This is a genomic window from Klebsiella scottii (genome assembly GCF_036561945.1).
In the GTDB taxonomy this organism is placed as follows: Bacteria; Pseudomonadota; Gammaproteobacteria; order Enterobacterales; family Enterobacteriaceae; genus Klebsiella; species Klebsiella scottii.
The window spans coordinates 1-14,551 of the sequence record NZ_JARXNI010000018.1 but is presented as its reverse complement, the minus strand read 5'-3'; the positions used below and the strand labels follow the sequence as shown (position 1 = coordinate 14,551).

The following is a 14,551-nucleotide window of genomic DNA, read 5'->3' as shown; positions in this document are numbered from 1 at the left end:
TTTATATCAGGTCAGGTACTCATGGGTAAAAGATTGTTCAGACAGGAAGCGATAGAACATCAGCGAAGCTACTGGAAAGGGCGAGTGATTCTGTTCGGGGGCGTTTCGCCGCTGATAGTCTCCGCATGCTGTCTTGCTTTTTTAGTTATCATTATCGCCATGCTTTGCTTTTTTAAATATACCAAAAGAATTGATGTCGTCGGCGAGGTTATCACTCTGCCCCATCCTCTTAATATCTCCTCGCCGCAGCTTGGCTCGATCTCGAAACAGTATGTCCGGGTTGGTGATGTTGTTAAGAAAGGTGCCGTGTTATTTGAGCTTGATGTATCCAAAAACACCGACGGCGGCAACGTTAGTGATACCAATGTTTCAATGGTGAAAGCCAAAATTGTCAATGTTGAAGATATCATCAAAAAACTAAAAGCGAACAAAGATGATTTTATTGGCACAACGGGTCGCCAGATTCAGCGCTATGAGCGCTCCCTTGATGAAACCGAGAAAATGCTGACGACGGCAAAAAAAGGTCTTTCACATATTGAGAATTCGCTGCAGAGCTATAGCGGTTATCTGCAGCGCGGGTTGATCAATAAAGATCAGTACAATAACCAGCACTCTCTATTCGTCCAGCAGCAAAATGCGTTTCAGTCATTATCATCGCAGAAAATGCAGATAGAACTGCAGCTCACCCAGACCCGTAGCGATTTAACGGTAAAAACCGCTGAGATTGATAATCAGATTACGTCACAATACAGCCAGCTGAGAGACCTGCAAACGCAGCTGATTGAAAACAGCGCGAGCGGAAGAATTTTAGTTAAGTCCACGATTGATGGCCGGGTGGAGTCGATCGCCGTTACGCGTGGCCAAATGATAGAGGCCGGGAGCAGCTTAGCCCAGGTCAAGCAGCTTAGCGGTATTGACTATTATTTACTGCTATGGCTCCCCGATAACAGTTTACCTTATGTCAAAATCGGCGATACCGTTAATATCCGCTACGATGCTTTTCCTTCAGATAAGTTTGGTCAATTTTCTGGCAAAGTGATGTCCATCTCATCAATGCCGGTTACCCGCCGGGAATTATCTGACTATGGCAATAGCCAGGCTAATAGCAATACGTCGCCCACGCTCTACAAAGCTATTATCAAAATTAAAGAAAAAGAGTTTGTTTATAAGAACAGAACGCTTGTGCTATCTAATGGCCTTAAGGCGAAGAGTATTGTTTTTACCGAGGAGAGGCCGCTTTATCAGTGGCTGTTCTCACCAGTATATAAAGTAGTTCAGAGCCTTAAGGGACCCAACGATGAATAAAGACGTACTTGATTCAATTTTTCGACGGATCAACTTTTCAATTAAGAATAAAGTCCCGGTTATTATACAGTCTGAGTCAACGGAGTGCGGCAATGCCTGCCTGTCAATGATTTGTGGGTTCTACGGTAAAGATATCGATCTGTTCAACTTTCGCAATATCTACGGCTCCTCATCGCAGGGGACGACGTTAAATGCCCTGGCGACGATTGCGCAGAAGGCTGGCCTGAAAACGCGCGCGCTATCCCTGGATATTGAAGAGATCGGGGAACTCCGTCTGCCCTGCGTACTGCACTGGTCATTAAATCACTTTGTCGTGCTGGTCGCGGTAAAAGGTAAGCGCTTTATTATTAACGATCCGGCGCTTGGGCGACGCGTGGTTCATCATAAGGAAATATCAGAAAACTTCAGCGGTATTGCGCTTGAGGCATGGCCGGATAGCGGCTTCATTCAGGAAAAGCAGCGCTCCCGGCTGAAGCTGCGGGAGTTAATGCATAACATTGTTGGCCTGAAGTCAGCGCTAACGAAAATATTGATGCTGTCGATAGTGATTGAAACGGTGAATTTGCTGCTGCCTATGGGCACGCAGGTTGTTACCGATCATGTTATTACCGCACATGATGAAAACCTGCTGCTGGTCATCTGCGTCGGGCTAATGTTTTTTACGATATTTAAAACCTGGGTCAGTATGCTCCGCGCGTGGGTCTCACTAAAGCTGAATACGCTGACCGACGTACAGTGGAAAACGAGCTTTTTTGATCATCTGATCGGCCTGCCGCTGGCTTTCTTTGAAAAGCGCCAACTGGGGGATATACAGTCGCGCTTTGCTTCCCTGGATACCATTCGTTCAACCTTCACCAACAGCATCGTCAGCGGAATTATTGACTCGATCATGACCATCGGCCTGCTTGTGATGCTGAGTCTGTACGGCGGCTGGCTGGTGTGGGTTGTGCTGGGGTTCACGGTTTGCTACGCCGCGATGCGCGCGATCACCTATAAATTTTATCGTGCCATCAATGAAGAGTTAATCGTCAAGCGTGCGCGCTCGGGCTCGCATTTTATGGAGTCGCTGTACGGCATTGCGACGATAAAATCTCTTAACCTGAAAAACAGGCGCTCACAGCACTGGCTGAATACCAATATCGATGTCAGTAACGCCGGTCTGAAGCAAACGCGTTTCGATATGTTGTTTGGCGGCATTAATACGTTCATTAACTCGGCCGATCAGGTTGTCATTTTATGGCTGGGCGCGCAGATGGTTATGGAGAACACGATGACCATCGGTATGTTTATGGCGTTTAACGCCTATCGCGGTCAGTTTGCGCAGCGCGCCGCGGCGCTCATCGATCTCACTATGCAGCTGAAAATGCTGTCGCTACATAACGAGCGCATTTCAGAAATTGTTTATAGCGAACCGGAGGCTGAGTCGCCGGTAAGAAAGATTTTTGCAGATGATATCGGCGTTTCTTTAGAAGTGCAGAATTTGGCGTATCAGTACGACCGGCTGTCAAAACCGGTTTTTTCTAACGTCAATATCAGCGTTGCCGCAGGAGAATCCGTGGCGCTGATCGGTGCGTCAGGCATCGGTAAAACTACGTTACTAAAAGTTATGTCTGGTCTGCTAACGCCCGAGCGGGGGGACATATTTATTGGCGGTTTTGATATTAACAAAATCGGCATTAATAACTTCCGCAGCAGCATTGCCTGCGTATTACAGGAAGACCGCCTGTTTTCCGGATCTATTGCCGATAATATTTCGGGCTTTGATGATGAGGTGGATCAGACGCTGATCGTTGATTGCGCGATGAAATGCAATATTCATGAAGAGATTCTGCGCATGCCGATGGGCTATGAAACGATTATCGGCGAGCTTGGCGCCGGGATCTCTGGCGGTCAAAAGCAGCGCCTGCTTATTGCCCGGGCGCTCTACCAAAAACCGAAAATTCTATTTATGGATGAAGCCACCAGTCATCTTGATATTAATAATGAAAAGATGGTCAACGCGGCAATTGAATCTTTAAACATCACCCGGATTATTATTGCTCACCGTCCTTCAACCATCGCCTGTGCCGATCGGATCATTGATTTAGCGAAACTTACCTTATTGCCACAGCAGCTTACTACGGAGACTATTTTATGAACATCTTAACGGGCATTAATACCGGGATCATTAAATCACCCGACGCCGTGCTGGCGTTGGCCCTGAAGATGCAAAGCGTCTTGATTGCGGAAACGCTCATGTACCTTCCGCCGGATCGGGTACAGGACCTGGTTTTTGCTGTTTTCTGCGGTTACCGCAGGCTGCAGATGGTGTTCCGCGAGGACCCTGAAAGCATCAGAGCACGCACCATCGCTGATACAGAACGGTTAAACAACCGCACGCTCTCCGTCACGCTTGATGAGATACAGAATCCCAATGTCGCGCTTCGGGTGACCGATTTCGTGATGAAATATCGTCAGGATAGGGTCACTTTTCTGTTCTTTCTGCAAAATGAGGAGGTGATATCTGTGGATCTGACGGTTACACAGATGGAGTTTCTGCTGAACCTGCTGTTGGCGACGATACACAAGACCGGGGATGCAGCATTTGTTTCTCTGGCCCTGCAGGCAAATGATTTTATTCCGTTCTATACCGTCGATTTTGCCAATATCGGCAGCAGCGGAGTTAACTATAATAAATTTAACGTGCCGGCCTGGAAATTCTCAGCCTTCAGCGATTTTTATTCGCTGGTTATGATCCAGGAGGATGGCGATATTCCATGCGGGGCAATCATTAAAGCGCTGCCGGAGCTTGAACCGAGCCGGATTAAGGCGATTGGTGAATTATTAGTAAATAATAACCCATTGCTGGCTCCTTACCGGCAGCGAACGCTGGCCTTTGCGTGTGAAAAAATTGCTCCCGAAGTGAGAGAAGAGGAAATGGAGAAACTGCTCCGGGCGCATATCCAGCATCGAGTGACGAAGATGTCTCCATCAACGTGCTAGTTGCCTCCTGATAAGTCGGCGAGGGCGAGCGGGGCGGATAGCGATCCGGCCCGCTCGCCGCTCGGTTATGCGCGCTGCGCCGGGCGTCGGTGCCGGTACAGCCACATCAGCTTATAGGCCGCCGGAATAATAAACAGCGACAGCAGCGGGGCGGTGATCATCCCGCCAATCATCGGCGCGGCGATACGGCTCATCACCTCGGAACCGGCGCCGGTGCCCCATAAAATTGGCAGCAGGCCGGCGATAATCACCGCCACGGTCATCGCCTTTGGCCGCACGCGCAGCACCGCGCCCTGGTATAGCGCCTCGTCGAGCCGGTCTGCGCTGAAGGTTTCCGCGTTTTCCAGCGACGGCTCCGCTTCAATGGCGTGGCGCAGGTACATCAGCATTACCACGCCAAACTCCGCCGCTACCCCGGCGAGGGCGATAAAGCCGGTGCCGGTCGCCACCGACAGATGGAACCCCATCCAGTAGAGGAACCAGATGCCGCCGACCAGCGCGAACGGCACGCTGGCGATGATCAGCAGCGCTTCGCCAAAGCGACGGAACGCCAGGTACAGCAGCACGAAAATGATCATCAGCGTCATAGGGACCATCAGCTTCAGCTTCTGGTTGGCGCGTTCGAGCAGCTCAAACTGGCCGGAGTAGGAGACGCTGGTCCCCGGCTTCAGCTTCACTCCCTGGGCGATGGCCTGCTGCAGATCGTGAACCACCGAAACCATGTCGCGATCCCGGGCGTCGATATAGATCCAGCTGGTCGGGCGGGCGTTTTCGGTTTTCAGCATCGACGGACCGGTCACCACCTTCACCTCCGCCACGTCGCCGAGGACTATCTGCTGCTTCAGCGGAGTCAGGATCGGCAGCTGGCGCAGGGCCTGCGGGCTATCGCGATAGCTCTGCGGGTAGCGGATGTTGATCGGATAGCGCTCAACGCCTTCCACCGTTTCGCCCACCATCGCGCCGCCGATGGCCGACGAGACGAACAGCTGCACGTCGCCGACGCTCATGCCGTAGCGGGCGGCCTTCTCACGGTTAATATCGATATTGAGATAGCGTCCGCCGACCAGCCTTTCCGCCAGCGCCGAAGTGACGCCCGGCACGGTGCGGGCCACGGCTTCAATCTGCTCGGCGCTCTCGTCGATGTCGGCGAGATTGGTGCCGGAGACCTTTATACCGATTGGGCTTTTGATCCCGGTAGAGAGCATATCGATCCGATTACGGATCGGCGGCACCCACAGGTTGGCGAGTCCCGGCAGGCGCACGGTTTTATCCAGCTCCTCGACGATCTTCTCCATGGTCATCCCCGGGCGCCACTGATTCTGCGGCTTGAGCTGAATGGTGGTCTCGACCATCTCCAGCGGCGCGGAATCGGTGGCGGTCTCGGCCTTACCGGTCTTGCCGAACACGCGGGCCACTTCCGGCACCGTCATGATCAGCTTATCGGTCTTCTGCAGCATATCCGCCGCCTGCGAGGCGGAAATCCCCGGCAGCGTCGACGGCATATACAGCAGATCGCCTTCGTTGATCTGCGGCAGAAACTCGCCGCCCACCCGGCTGAGAGGCCAGATGACCGTCAGGATCGTCAGCGCCGCGACCAGCAGGGTCGTTTTCGGCCAGCGCAGCACCTTCAGCAGCAGCGGGTGATAAATGCGGATCAGAAAACGGTTGAGCGGGTTGCTGTTCTCCGCCGGGATCCTGCCGCGGATCCAGAATCCCATCAGGATCGGGATCGCCACGATCGCCAGCAGCGCCGCCCCGGCCATCGACCAGGTTTTGGTAAACGCCAGCGGGCCGAACAGCTTCCCTTCCTGCCCTTCGAGGGTGAAAATCGGGATAAACGACAGGGTGATAATCAGCAGGCTGATAAACAGCGCCGGGCCGACCTCCACCGAAGCATCGGTGATGATTTTCCAGCGCGTCTCGTTGTCGGGGCGCTGCTGCGGATGCTGGTGATCCCACTCCTCCAGCCGCTTATGGGCGTTTTCTATCATCACGATGGCGGCATCGACCATCGCCCCCACCGCAATCGCAATCCCGCCGAGCGACATGATATTGGCGTTCAGCCCTTGGAAATGCATCATGATAAAGGCGAAGCACAGGCCGAGCGGCAGAGAGATAATGGCGACCAGCGCCGAGCGTATGTGCCACAGGAACAGGGCGCAGACCAGCGCAACGACGATAAACTCCTCCAGCAGCTTCGCGCTGAGGTTGTCGATGGCCCGATCGATCAGCTGGCTGCGGTCATAGGTGGTGACCACCTCAACCCCTTCCGGCAGGCTGCCCTGCAGGGACGCAAGCTTGCTTCTTACGCCCGAAATGACTTCGCGGGCGTTCTTACCGGAACGCAGGATCACCACGCCGCCGGCCACTTCGCCTTCGCCGTTCAGTTCGGCAATGCCGCGGCGCATCTCCGGGCCAATTTGTACCCTGGCGACGTCGCGCAGATATACCGGCACGCCGCTGTCGCCGGTTGTCAGCACGATATTGTTAAAATCGTCGAGGCTTTGCAGATAGCCGCTGGCGCGCACCATATACTCGGCTTCCGCCAGCTCGACGGAAGAGCCGCCGGCCTCCTGGTTGGAGGTATCCAGCGCCGATTTCACCGCCGACAGGGTAATGCCGTACTGGGTCAGCTTCAGCGGATCGACCACGACCTGATACTCTTTAACCACGCCGCCCACCGACGCCACTTCCGAAACGTCCGGGATGGTTTTCAGCTCGTATTTTAAAAACCAGTCCTGCAGCGATCTCAGCTCCGCGAGGTCGTGCTTGCCGCTGCGATCGACCAGCGCGTACTCATAGATCCAGCCGACGCCGGTGGCATCCGGGCCCATCTCGGCGCTGACGCCGGCCGGAAGCTTGCCCTGCACCTGGTTGAGGTACTCCAGCACCCGCGAGCGCGCCCAGTAGGGATCGGTGCCGTCGGCAAAAATCACGTAGACGTAGGAAGCGCCGAACTGCGAGAAGCCGCGCACCGTTTTGGCGCCCGGCACCGACAGCATGGTGGTGGTTAGCGGCCAGGTGACCTGGTTTTCAACGATTTGCGGCGCCTGTCCGGGGTAGCTGGTTTTGACGATCACCTGGACGTCGGAGAGATCCGGCAGGGCGTCCACCGGCGTGTGGACGATGGTCCACGCCCCCCAGATGCTGAGGAACAGCGCCCCCATCATCACCAGAAAGCGGTTGGCCACCGAGCGACGGATAATCCATTCAATCATTTGTCATCTCCTTAGTGCGCATGCGCCGCGTTATCCGGCATGCTCGGCGCCGCGGCGGTCGGCCGGGCGCGCATCCGATCCAGCGCGCCGGAGATATTGGCCTCGGAATCAATCAGGAACAGGCCGCTGGCGACGACCTTCTCTCCTTCGCGAATACCGGAGCGGATCGCCGTCATATCGCCGGACTGCTGGAAGACCTCGACCCGTTTCGGCACGAAGCGGCCGTCGCCGTCCACGGTGATGACCCGCTGTTCCGCGCCGCTGTCGATCAGCGCTTTCGACGGGATCAGCAGCATCGGCTGACTTTGCGCGTTCAGCTTCAGCCAGGCGGTCATTCCCGGTTTCAGCGCTTCATCCGGGTTATCGACCTGCAGACGCAGCTGCAGCGTGCGGGTAGCCGCATCCACGCCGGGCAGAATGCTCCATTTGCTGATGGTGAAGGTTTTGTCCGGCCATGCCGGAACGGAAAGGACAAACTGCGAAGCGTCTTTAATCAGCCATGCGATGGATTCCGGCACCGAGGCGCTAATCCACACCGGGTCCATGCCCTGAATTTTGGCCACCACGTTATCTTTGGCGATGTTCATGCCGGCGCGTAGATCAAAGGCGGTAATCACGCCGTCAATCGGCGCTTTCAGGGTGAAGCGGGTCTGAATTTTGCGCGTCGCCTTCAGGCGGCGGATATCGTCATCCGGCATCCCGGCGAGGCGCAGCCGCTCGAGGATCCCCTCCACCTGGGTGGCGGTGCCGCCGGTTTCCTGCAGCAGCAGATATTCGCTCTGTGCCTCGACCCAGTCCGGAATGGTCAGGTCAATCAGCGGAGTGCCTTGCTTAATCTTATCGCCGACGGTCAGCGGGTAGACCCTGTCGATAAAGCCCGCCGAGCGCGCCTGGACGATGACAAACTGGTATTCGTTATAGCTGACATTGGCCGGGAAGGTCCGGGCGTAGCTTAGCGGCCCGCGCGCGACGGCGGCGGTTTTGACGCCCAGATTCTGCGTTTGCGTCGGGTCGATGCGTACGCCCGGGGCGGCCGAGGGCTGGGCCTCTTCATCGGCGTATTTGGCCACCAGGTCCATATCCATAAACGGCGATTTTCCCGGCTTATCAAAACGCGTATTGGGGTACATCGGGTCATACCAGAACAGGACTTTACGCGCCTGCCCGGCGGCAGGATCCGCATCGCCCGCAGGGTGAGCGGGCGAAAGCCCGATATACAGGCCCGCTGCAATAACGCCGCCAAGACACATACTGCTGATAATGAGCGCAGCGGTTTTAAGTTTTAGAGAGACCATCGTAATGCGCTCCGTGAACACCTTATTAGTTAACGTGGATATCCTGTAATAAGGAGAGGCCGCCCTGCTGGATAAAGGTGAAAGTGACCTTATCGCCGGGCTTAATCGCGTTAAGCTGGGTTTGCGGGGTGATGGTGAAGCGCATGGTCATCGGCGGCCAGTTCACCGCCGGGATGGCGTCATGGTCGATAGTGACTTTTTTACTTTCCATATCAATGGTTTTAACTTCACCGGTCGCGCTGATGAGCTGCGTCTGCCCGGCGGTTGGCGCGGCGGACATCATTTCGCCATGCTGGTGCCCGGCAGCCTGGGCGCCGAAGCTCGCTGCAGACATAAGAAGGCCCAAAATGACCGTTTTTGCGACATGATTCATGATTAACACTCCTGATATTCAATAATGGTTTATTCCAGCCAGCCGCCGCCGAGGGCGGTAAAGAGCTGAATTTCGTTAACCTGGCGGGCGTAGTTGAGATCCAGCAGGGCCTGCTGCGTGGCGAACAGCGAACGTTCGGCGTCCAGCACTTCGATATAGCTGACCGCGCCATGCTGATAGAGCGTTCTGGCACGCTGCAGGGTGATTTGCAGGGAGGCAAAATAGCGCTGCTGGGCGCTGATTTGATCCGCCAGGCTCTGGCGCAGGGCCAGGGCGTCGGCCACCTCTTTAAAGGCGTTCTGGATTTTCTGTTCGTAATTCACCACCGACTGCTGCTGGCGGATTTCGGCGACATCGAGATTGGCCTGATTACGCCCGGCGTTGAATATCGGCAGCTCGATTTTAGGGATGAAATTCCACATCCCGCTGGCCGGATTAAACAGGCTGGAGAGGTCGGCGCTGCTGCCGGAAAGCGAGCTGGTTAGCGTAATCGACGGGAAGAAGGCCGCCCGCGCGGCGCCGATATTGGCGTTCGCCGCCCGCAGCCCGTGCTCGGCCTCTAAAATATCGGGACGCTGGAGTAAGATCTGCGAGGAGAGGGCGGGCGGCAGCCTGACGCTGTGAATATCCGCCGCGCTGTCGGCCGCGTCGTCCGGCAGCCGCTGATAGCTGCCCAGCAGCAGCTGCAGGGCGTTATTGGCCTGCGCCAGCTCGCCTTCCCGCCTGGCGATGTCGGCGCGGGTGCTTTCAATCACCCCGCGCGCCTGCTCCAGCGCCAGCACGCTGCTGCTGCCGGTCAGCAGCTGTTTCTCTACAAAAGCGTAGGACTGGCGGTAGTTTTGTAACGTCTCACGCGCCACGGCGAGCTGCGCTGCGGCCAGCCGCTGGTTGAAGTAGCTCTGCGAAACGTTTGAAATTAATAAGATGTGCACCGCGCGCTGGGCTTCTACGCTGGCGAAAAAGGTCTGCCGCTGCGCCTCGCTCATGTTTTTCAGGCGGCCAAAGAAGTCGAGATCGAAGCTGAGGTTCAGCCCGGCCTGATAGTCGCTGCTGGTGGTGGTATCGCCTTTGAGCTTCCCGCCGTAGGTGCTGCTGGCGGCGGTGCTCAGCTGCGGATAGCGATCGGCATCGGTCACGCCGTACTGCGCCCGCGCTTCCTGTACTTTAAGGGTTGCCATGCGCAAATCCCGGTTATCGACGAGCGCGGTCGCAATCAGCGATTTAACCTGCGGATCGGCGAAAAAGGCGCGCCAGCCGGTGTCCTGATAGCCCGCAGGCGGCGTCACCAGTTGGTTCTGGCTGAGAGAGAACTGCTGCGGCACCGGCGAGGGCGGCTGGCGGTAGTCCGGGGCTAAGGAGATACAGCCCGTCAGAATGAAAATAACGCTGAGCGAAATGAGCTTTAACTGGCGCATAGTGGCAGGTTTATCGGCTATCAGGGAATGCCTGTACTTTACGCAACGGCGTCTGTTTGACGCGTGACGGGAAAATGACAAAGCTGTCATTTTCCTGAGAATTCATTGCTATCCGGTTGGGCTCCTCTAAAATTGGAAACCCGCACCACAGTCGCGTGAAGGAGCAGGTGATGAAGATTTTGATCGTCGAAGATGAGATGAAAACCGGCGAGTACCTGACGAAAGGGCTGACGGAAGCCGGTTTTGTTGTCGATCTGGCGGATAACGGTCTGAATGGCTATCACCTGGCGATGACCAGCGATTATGACCTGCTGATCCTCGACATCATGCTGCCGGACGTGAACGGCTGGGATATCGTCAGAATGCTGCGATCCGCCGATAAGGGCATGCCGATCCTGCTGCTGACCGCGCTGGGGACCGTTGAACATCGGGTGAAGGGGCTGGAGCTCGGGGCCGATGATTATCTGGTGAAGCCCTTTGCCTTCGCCGAGCTGCTGGCGCGCGTAAGGACGCTTCTGCGCCGCGGGGCGGTGACGATCGTTGAGAGCCAGTTCCAGGTGGCGGATTTAACGCTCGATCTGGTCAGCCGCAGGGTGACCCGCGCGGGCGCACGCATCACGCTGACCAGCAAAGAGTTTACGCTGCTGGAGTTCTTTATCCGCCATCAGGGGGAAGTTCTGCCCCGTTCGCTGATCGCCTCTCAGGTCTGGGACATGAATTTTGACAGCGACACCAACGCCATTGACGTGGCGGTGAAGCGGCTGCGGGGCAAAATAGATAATGATTTTGAGCCTAAGCTCATCCAGACCGTGCGCGGCGTCGGCTATGTGCTTGAGGTGCCGGATGGCGATTAAGCTTCTGCAGCGGCCTTTTTCGCTGGCGACGCGGCTGACCTTTTTTATCAGCCTGGCGACGATAGTGGCCTTTTTCGCCTTCACCTGGATAATGATCCACTCGGTAAAGGCGCATTTTGAAGAGCGTGACGCCCACGACCTCAGGCAGCTGGCCACCACCCTTGAGACGGTGCTCAACCATGCCGACTATCCACAGGCGCGGCGGCTGGAGATCTTAAAGAACGTGATCGATGGCTACGCCAACGTTTTTATTTGCCTCGATGACGGCAGCGGCAAGATCCTTTTCCAGTCGCCGAATGGCCCGGACCTCAGCCATATCATGAGTACGCCGGGGCTCGCCGCCAGGCTGCAGGATGGCAACGTCATCTCGTGGGTAGACCCGCATCCGCGGGCGTTAACCCATGACAATCACCAGATGCAGACCCGCTCCTGGCGGCTGATTATGCTGCCGCTTAGCCGTGCGGCGGACGGCAGGCCGGCCTATCACCTGCTTATGGCCCTGTCGATCGATTTCCATCTCCACTATATTAACGATCTGAAGGCGAGGCTGATTTCGGCGGCGACGATTATCAGCATCCTTATCATCTTTATTGTGCTGTTCGTGGTCTATCACGGACATAAGCCGATTCGCCGGGTCAGCCGACAGATTCAAAACATTACCTCCCGCGACCTCGACGTGCGCTTAAACCCGCAGTCTGTGCCGATTGAGCTGGAGCGGCTGGTGCTGTCGTTTAACCATATGCTTGAACGTATAGAGGATGTATTTACCCGTCAGTCCAACTTTTCCGCGGATATTGCTCATGAGATCCGCACGCCGATAACCAACCTGGTGACCCAGACGGAGATCGCGCTCAGTCAGACCCGCAGCCAGAAAGAGCTGGAGGATGTGCTGTACTCCAATCTGGAAGAGTTCTCGCGGATGTCGCGAATGGTCAGCGATATGCTGTTTTTGGCGCAGGCTGACAATAATCAACTGATTCCGGAGCTAAAAGCGCTGAATCTGGCCGACGAGGTCAGCAAGGTTTTCGACTTCTTTGAAGCCTGGGCCGAGGAGAGGGAAGTGGCCCTGCACTTTAGCGGCAGCGCCTGCTGGGTGGTTGGCGATCCGTTGATGCTGCGCCGGGCGATGAGTAATTTGCTCTCTAACGCCATTCGCTATACGCCTGGCGGCCAGGCGGTCACCGTTCATCTGACGGAGGCCAATGACCAGGTTCAGCTGATCGTTGAGAATCCGGGAGCGCCGATCCCTGCGGAACATCTGTCGCGGCTTTTCGACCGATTCTACCGCGTCGATCCCTCCCGCCAGCGTAAAGGCGAGGGGAGCGGCATTGGCCTGGCGATCGTTAAATCAATCGTCACGGCGCACCGCGGCAGCGTGGCGGTGGAGTCCGACGTACGCGCAACCCGCTTTATTCTGATGCTGCCAAAACGGGCGTAATAAAAGCAGGCCATAAAAAGAAGCCTGGCGGTGCCAGGCTTTGGGAGGCTTACTCTTCGAAGTACCAGTAACCCTGGTTGATAAGGCGCGTCAGCTCGGCGATAAATTCAGGGTTGTGCAGCGCTTTGCCCAGCTCATCTTTACCCAGTGAGGTGTAGCGGCACAGCGCATCCAGCGCCTCGGCATCGGTGATTTCCAGCGCTTCGCTGTTCGCAAAGAAGCTGTCGCCGATATGCAGCACCCGCAGGCCGCTCAGGCGGGCCAGCGTTTCGCCGCCGTTCAGGGCATCAACAACCTCTTCTTCTGCATAAGGCGGCTCGGCCGGCGCGATGTCCAGATCGTGACGCGGGGTGGTGGCAAAGCGGCCGAACCACTGGGTGAAGTCCTCCGGCTGGCTAATCATGTCGATCATCATTCCGCGCAGGCGTTCGAGCTCATACTCTTCTACCCGGCCGGGATGTTCGCGACAGGTCAGGTCCGGATCGCTGTAGTGCTCACTGCCAAGATCGTTTTCCAGCGCGTAGTCGGCAAAGCTGCTGATCAGGTCGCGACCGTTTGGCCCACGGAAGCCAACGGAGTAGTTCAGCGCCGTTTCGTGGGTGATACCGTCGTGCGGGAATCCCGGTGGGATATAAAGGATATCGCCCGGTTCGAGGTCTTCATCAATAATCGGTGGGAAAGGATCGACGTGCAGCAGCGCCGGGTGCGGGCAGAACTGACGCATTGGCAGCTTGTCGCCCACGCGCCAGCGGCGGCTGCCCATGCCCTGAATAATGAAGACATCATACTGGTCGATATGCGGGCCAACGCCGCCTCCCGGGACCGAGAAGGAGATCATCAGGTCATCCAGGCGCCAGTCAGGCAGCACGCGGAACGGGCGAACCAGCTCGGCGGCGGGCATATGCCAGTGGTTTACCGCCTGCGCCAGCAGCGACCAGCCGGTTTCGCCCAGGCCATCAAAATGTTCGAACGGCCCGTTGCTGGCCTGCCACTGCTCGTTCACCAGGCTAACCAGCCGACTGTCGACTTCCGGTTCCATGGCCAGACCGGCCAGCTCGTCCGGGGTGATCGGATCGACGAAGTTCGGGAAAGCATTCTTTAATACTACCGGCTGCTTTTGCCAGTACTTCTCTAAAAACTCGGGCCAGTTAATGTTCAGTTGATAAGCCATAGATTCACACCAGTAAGGAAGAAACGGCCCTGATTATAGAAAGGTGTGAAGCGAGGGCGCTTTGTCGTGAGTCAAAGCGGCTGCTTAATCCGCCGTTTGTGGCTCCGCTAAGCCAGAGGCGGCTATCTGCATGCTGGCCGCCATGCATTTTTTGAAAAATTGGCATTTAGTCTGAAATGAGGCGCAGGCCGCGCCAGGTCTGGGTTTTAGCGGTTTCGGCTATTTGTGATATGGATGGATAAGTTCAAATAATGAGCGCTTGATAGGTTTTTTGTATTTTAAGGCTTGCCATACCAAAAGAACTCCCTATAATGCGCTCCCACTGACACGGCAAATGTGAACAACTTCACAGATTAAGCCGGGTCGGAAGAGAAAAAATCCTGAATTAAAGGGTTGACTCTGAAAGAGGAAAGCGTAATATACGCCACCTCGCAACGCTGAGCGAAAGCCGCGTTGCACTGCTCTTTAACAATTTATCAGACAATCTGTGTGGGCACTCA

10 protein-coding genes are annotated in these 14,551 nt (G+C 56.0%); 5 read left to right on the top strand and 5 right to left on the bottom strand.

Going from position 1 to position 14,551, the window contains the following annotated elements:
* Positions 1–21: 21 nt before the first annotated feature.
* The 3 genes from QFI97_RS02000 to yjeJ are packed head-to-tail and all read left to right on the top strand — an operon-like array spanning position 22 to position 4,287.
* Positions 22–1,305, top strand: coding sequence for an HlyD family secretion protein (locus QFI97_RS02000; protein ID WP_095104144.1), 1,284 nt, complete (start codon positions 22–24; stop codon positions 1,303–1,305).
* The gene (locus QFI97_RS01995; protein ID WP_095104142.1) at positions 1,298–3,442 is read left to right on the top strand and encodes a peptidase domain-containing ABC transporter; all 2,145 of its coding nucleotides are present in this window, start codon (positions 1,298–1,300) and stop codon (positions 3,440–3,442) included. Before QFI97_RS02000 ends, QFI97_RS01995 begins: the two co-directional genes overlap by 8 nt.
* Positions 3,439–4,287 carry a YjeJ family protein gene (yjeJ, locus tag QFI97_RS01990; protein ID WP_346430479.1) on the top strand — a complete coding sequence of 283 codons (849 nt, stop codon included), beginning with the start codon at positions 3,439–3,441 and terminating at the stop codon, positions 4,285–4,287. Before QFI97_RS01995 ends, yjeJ begins: the two co-directional genes overlap by 4 nt.
* A gap of 65 nt (positions 4,288–4,352) precedes the next feature.
* On the opposite strand, the gene QFI97_RS01985 is transcribed toward yjeJ, so the two are convergent.
* From QFI97_RS01985 to QFI97_RS01970, 4 genes are read right to left on the bottom strand one after another with little or no spacing between them, the layout of a single operon-like run.
* Positions 4,353–7,505 (bottom strand): CusA/CzcA family heavy metal efflux RND transporter, encoded by a 3,153-nt coding sequence (locus QFI97_RS01985; protein WP_346430478.1) that lies wholly within the window; start codon positions 7,503–7,505, stop codon positions 4,353–4,355.
* Positions 7,506–7,516: 11 nt separating this feature from the next.
* Positions 7,517–8,800, bottom strand: a complete 1,284-nt coding sequence (locus tag QFI97_RS01980; protein WP_095104136.1) for an efflux RND transporter periplasmic adaptor subunit — start codon at positions 8,798–8,800, stop codon at positions 7,517–7,519.
* A gap of 25 nt (positions 8,801–8,825) precedes the next feature.
* The gene (gene cusF, locus QFI97_RS01975; RefSeq protein ID WP_346430477.1) at positions 8,826–9,173 is read right to left on the bottom strand and encodes a cation efflux system protein CusF; all 348 of its coding nucleotides are present in this window, start codon (positions 9,171–9,173) and stop codon (positions 8,826–8,828) included.
* Between the two features lie 29 nt (positions 9,174–9,202).
* Positions 9,203–10,588, bottom strand: coding sequence for a Cu(I)/Ag(I) efflux RND transporter outer membrane protein (locus QFI97_RS01970; RefSeq protein ID WP_346430476.1), 1,386 nt, complete (start codon positions 10,586–10,588; stop codon positions 9,203–9,205).
* Between the two features lie 170 nt (positions 10,589–10,758).
* Between QFI97_RS01970 and QFI97_RS01965 the strand changes: the two genes are divergently transcribed.
* Both QFI97_RS01965 and QFI97_RS01960 read left to right on the top strand, forming a co-directional pair.
* Entirely contained in the window at positions 10,759–11,442 is a 684-nt protein-coding gene (locus QFI97_RS01965) for a copper/silver response regulator transcription factor (RefSeq protein ID WP_346430475.1), read from the top strand.
* Positions 11,432–12,880, top strand: a complete 1,449-nt coding sequence (locus QFI97_RS01960) for a Cu(+)/Ag(+) sensor histidine kinase (protein WP_331850151.1) — start codon at positions 11,432–11,434, stop codon at positions 12,878–12,880. The genes QFI97_RS01965 and QFI97_RS01960 overlap by 11 nt, the downstream gene beginning before the upstream one ends.
* A 49-nt stretch (positions 12,881–12,929) precedes the next feature.
* Here QFI97_RS01960 and QFI97_RS01955 read toward each other — a convergent pair whose 3' ends face one another.
* Positions 12,930–14,051, bottom strand: coding sequence for a ribosomal protein uL16 3-hydroxylase (locus QFI97_RS01955; RefSeq protein WP_346430474.1), 1,122 nt, complete (start codon positions 14,049–14,051; stop codon positions 12,930–12,932).
* Between the last annotated feature and the right edge of the window lie 500 nt (positions 14,052–14,551).

What these genes read in the sequence shown, in the direction of transcription:
- QFI97_RS02000 (WP_095104144.1), top strand. Translation starts at nt 22, where the DNA reads ATGGGTAAAAGATTGTTCAGACAGGAAGCGATAGAACATCAGCGAAGC.
- QFI97_RS01995 (WP_095104142.1), top strand. Translation starts at nt 1,298, where the DNA reads ATGAATAAAGACGTACTTGATTCAATTTTTCGACGGATCAACTTTTCA.
- yjeJ (WP_346430479.1), top strand. Translation starts at nt 3,439, where the DNA reads ATGAACATCTTAACGGGCATTAATACCGGGATCATTAAATCACCCGAC.
- QFI97_RS01985 (WP_346430478.1), bottom strand. Translation starts at nt 7,505, where the DNA reads ATGATTGAATGGATTATCCGTCGCTCGGTGGCCAACCGCTTTCTGGTG.
- QFI97_RS01980 (WP_095104136.1), bottom strand. Translation starts at nt 8,800, where the DNA reads ATGGTCTCTCTAAAACTTAAAACCGCTGCGCTCATTATCAGCAGTATG.
- cusF (WP_346430477.1), bottom strand. Translation starts at nt 9,173, where the DNA reads ATGAATCATGTCGCAAAAACGGTCATTTTGGGCCTTCTTATGTCTGCA.
- QFI97_RS01970 (WP_346430476.1), bottom strand. Translation starts at nt 10,588, where the DNA reads ATGCGCCAGTTAAAGCTCATTTCGCTCAGCGTTATTTTCATTCTGACG.
- QFI97_RS01965 (WP_346430475.1), top strand. Translation starts at nt 10,759, where the DNA reads ATGAAGATTTTGATCGTCGAAGATGAGATGAAAACCGGCGAGTACCTG.
- QFI97_RS01960 (WP_331850151.1), top strand. Translation starts at nt 11,432, where the DNA reads ATGGCGATTAAGCTTCTGCAGCGGCCTTTTTCGCTGGCGACGCGGCTG.
- QFI97_RS01955 (WP_346430474.1), bottom strand. Translation starts at nt 14,051, where the DNA reads ATGGCTTATCAACTGAACATTAACTGGCCCGAGTTTTTAGAGAAGTAC.